Raw genomic sequence first — 3,212 nt, forward strand, 5'->3', positions numbered from 1 at the left:
GCCGTCGCTGCCATGGCGATCCGACGATACCCAGCTTCGCCGTGATAGAAGCCGTTACTTAGTCCGACCTCCCCGCACAGGGTGGCAAGGCGCGCCTCGGCTTCCGCAAGGGGCACTCGCGCGTCGAGAGCGTCGCGAAATACTTTGGCCACGGCGACCATGTCTACCGTCTGTGGCATCAACCGCAGATGACTGACCCCGTCGGCCACGAGCCGCGCACTTTCTGGCAGGAGGTCGATATAGCTTTCCGAAAGGGTCTGGATGCCATTCACCCGCAAGATAGGCTTGTCGTCGCGGGTGCGCAGGGGCATTCCATCAAGGTCCGCCTCGCAGATAAACTGGCAGTTGTCCTTGGTCCGGCCGTGGGCGCGAGCGTGGTAGCAGCGCGCCGAGACGGCGAGTGAGGCACGACCGAACACCTGTACCTCGACACCGAGCCCGAGCTTGCGCGCGGCGCCCGCCGCGACGGCGATAGCCGAAGCCGGCATCTCTGACGGAAGGCAGACATGGGTCGCGCCCTGCCTGGCCATCCACGCGATTGTAGCCTCATTATAGGCATTCATGAATGGCCCGATACGATGCGGGCGCATGCCCCGCGCAAAGAGCCCTGCGGCATTGTTGATCTCGATTTCGGGCGTGTCCATCTCGGCGAGATCGCCCGTCGCCTTGCGCTCGCGCTTGAGCATGACCTCCGCCAGCGTGGACAGGATCACCCGTTTGCCCGCCCGCTCCAGCCGATCGATGATGGCGGGCAAGTCGGCCTCGTGGAAGGGCGCGCGCTTGGAGCAAATCACTTCGCCCAGGTAAACTTCATCGACCGCCGCGTCATCAGCAATGCGCGCATAGAAGTCGCGGCGTTTATCTGCAGGCCAGTGATAGGCGATGGGGCCGAGGGTCAGTTTCGTCATATGGTTCACCGCCATTTCTTGGTCTGGAAAGCACCTTGTGTCTGTTTCTGCCCTTCCGTCAGGGCGACAAGATCAGCCATGTTGGCCTCGCGTCCGGCGCGGATGTCGTCCACCGCGGCGCGGAAAGCGCTCACGACCCCCCGCACGTAGCTCTTCGACCTCTGGCGACCCTCGATCTTGAATGCGTGGACACCTGCGTCGATCAACTCGGGCAGCAGGCGCGAGAGGTTCAGGCTCACGGGCTCCTCGAATGCATAGTAGCCTTCAGGCCGATGAGGTGCGGTGTAGCGGCCCTTGCAGATGGTGGGGTAACCCGCTTTTTCATCCGGACCGAAGCGGTCGATGGTGAACCCCGCAAGCCGCGAGGACATGGACCCGTCCGGCTCACGCACGTAATCGACATCCGACGCGGGCGAACAGACCCCGTCCATGTTGGTCGATTGGCCCGTGAGATAATTGGTGAGAGTGCACCGCCCCTCGACCATCAAACCATGATTGCCGAAGATGAAAGTCTCGATTTCGCAGGGGATTTCCTTGCGGATCTGCCGGATCTCCGGGATCGTGAGAATGCGCGGCAGAACCACACGCTTGACGCCGAAATTCTCGCAATAATAGCGGATCGCCTCGGGGCTGGAGGCTGCGGCTTGAACCGACAAATGAAGTCGGATTTCCGGATAGGTGCGCGCGATGTAATCGGCCACACCCATATCCGCGACGATGAAGGCGTCGACGCCAAGCCGGGCGCCGGTTTCGGCGGCCTGCCGCCAGAGATCCACCTTGCCCGCAGGCGGATAGGTGTTGAGCGCCAACAGAACCTTCGTGCCGCGCTCGTGGGCATAGGCCACCGATGCGGCCAATTCGTCAGGCGTGAAGTTCAGCCCGGGAAAATTGCGCGCGTTGGTGGCATCCTGAAAGCCGCAATAGACAGCGTCCGCTCCGGCATCCACGGCGGTTCGCAGAGCTGCAGGTGTCCCTGCAGGGCAGATCAATTCGGCAAGGCTCATTGGTTCTCTCTTGTCTCGATTTCGCCGTGATACGCTCGCCGAAGTCGGGTGAGGACCGCGCGGCCCGGACGGCCGAACATCGCCGCCGTTTCTTCGGCGAGCGAGCCGTCCATGTCGTCGAGCGCATTGCGCAGTCGCACAACCGCCTCTGTATCGCCGCTTACCTCGAGATCGCGCGAGAAGAAGGCCGCGTCGCCGTCATGTTCAGCATCGATCAGTTCCAGCAGCAGCATGAACCGACCGCGGATCGTAGCCTCTGCGTGCTGCAGGCCTTCGCGGGGAACCGCCCGAAGGAGAGGTGCCTGCGGGTCGGGTCGCAGATGCAAGGCAAAGGGCAGCTCCTGCGGGTCGATCAGGAAATCGGTGCCCTGATGCGGGCCGAGCCGGGCAAAGAGCGAGGAATGCCGTTCCGCGATCCGGCGGACGATCCGCGTCAGAAATGGCTGCACGACAAGGCAGGAAAGCTGCGCGGCCACACGTTTGCCGGGCCACTGCGACGGGGATGTTTCGTCACTGACACTCACGCGCGGTCCTCGACTTCGAACTCTGCGTCTGGATTGTCGTGCATCGGCGCCCCTCTCAACTCCCCCGCATCTTGCGCGGATTGGAATGAATTGGTATTTTTGATGCGCATATCATCCGCTCAATGCGCGCTTCAAATACCAATTAAGGATTGCGACAATTCGCCTCACTTCCTTCACCGATTATGGCCTGCGCGTTCTGATGCGCATGGCAGGAACCCCCGAACAGCCCTTCACCACGGGCGAGCTGGCTGAAGAGTTCCGGGTCTCCCGCAATCATTTGGCCAAGGTGATTTCGACCCTTGCGGCGAACGGTTGGCTGGAAACGCGACGTGGCGGAGGCGGGGGCGCGATCCTGGCCCGGCCGCCCGAAACTATCAAGCTGGGTGACGTGGTCGCCGCACTCGAAGGCGATCAAGCGATCGTCGAGTGCTTTGCGCCCGAGGGGAACACTTGTCCCCTGCCCCCACAATGCCGGCTCAAGACTCGATTGGCCACTGCCAACGCGGCGTTCATCGCCGACCTCAACCGCACCACTCTGGCCGAATGCATCTACCGCCCTGAAACTGCCTGACCCATCCGACACACGGCCTGTGTCTCAAATGCTTCGGCGTGGCGCATCTGCATCGGGCGCCACACTCTGAGAAGCCGACTTTATCTGTTTATCGGTCTTTGGCGGTGGACGCAGCGAACGACCGCTTCCCGCCGATTCTGTGGAAAAACACCCGTTCGCGATTGCAGAAATTGGAAGCTTTCGTGATGTGCGACTGCCTTTCCTA

Annotated in this window: 4 protein-coding genes; 1 reads left to right on the forward strand and 3 read right to left on the reverse strand. The window is 62.0% G+C overall.

The features are described 5' to 3' along the window. The 3 genes from B6V73_RS20245 to B6V73_RS20255 form a co-directional block, all read right to left on the reverse strand. Positions 1 to 908, reverse strand: a 908-nt coding sequence (locus B6V73_RS20245) for a U32 family peptidase (protein ID WP_233243231.1), incomplete at its 3' end; no start/stop codon positions are given. 5 nt (positions 909 to 913) lie between these two features. Then, positions 914 to 1,912, reverse strand: a complete 999-nt coding sequence (locus B6V73_RS20250) for a peptidase U32 family protein (protein WP_088726307.1) — start codon at positions 1,910 to 1,912, stop codon at positions 914 to 916. After that, complete coding sequence (locus tag B6V73_RS20255) at positions 1,909 to 2,436, reverse strand: SCP2 sterol-binding domain-containing protein (protein ID WP_088726308.1); 528 nt, start codon at positions 2,434 to 2,436, stop codon at positions 1,909 to 1,911. The genes B6V73_RS20250 and B6V73_RS20255 overlap by 4 nt, the downstream gene beginning before the upstream one ends. 157 nt (positions 2,437 to 2,593) lie before the next feature. Between B6V73_RS20255 and B6V73_RS20260 the strand changes: the two genes are divergently transcribed. After that, positions 2,594 to 3,007 carry an Rrf2 family transcriptional regulator gene (locus B6V73_RS20260; protein ID WP_088726309.1) on the forward strand — a complete coding sequence of 138 codons (414 nt, stop codon included), beginning with the start codon at positions 2,594 to 2,596 and terminating at the stop codon, positions 3,005 to 3,007. The last annotated feature ends 205 nt before the right edge of the window (positions 3,008 to 3,212 follow it).

This window comes from Thioclava sp. JM3 (assembly GCF_002213185.1).
Lineage (GTDB): Bacteria > Pseudomonadota > Alphaproteobacteria > Rhodobacterales > Rhodobacteraceae > Thioclava > Thioclava nitratireducens.

What these genes read in the sequence shown, in the direction of transcription:
- B6V73_RS20250 (WP_088726307.1), bottom strand. Translation starts at nt 1,912, where the DNA reads ATGAGCCTTGCCGAATTGATCTGCCCTGCAGGGACACCTGCAGCTCTG.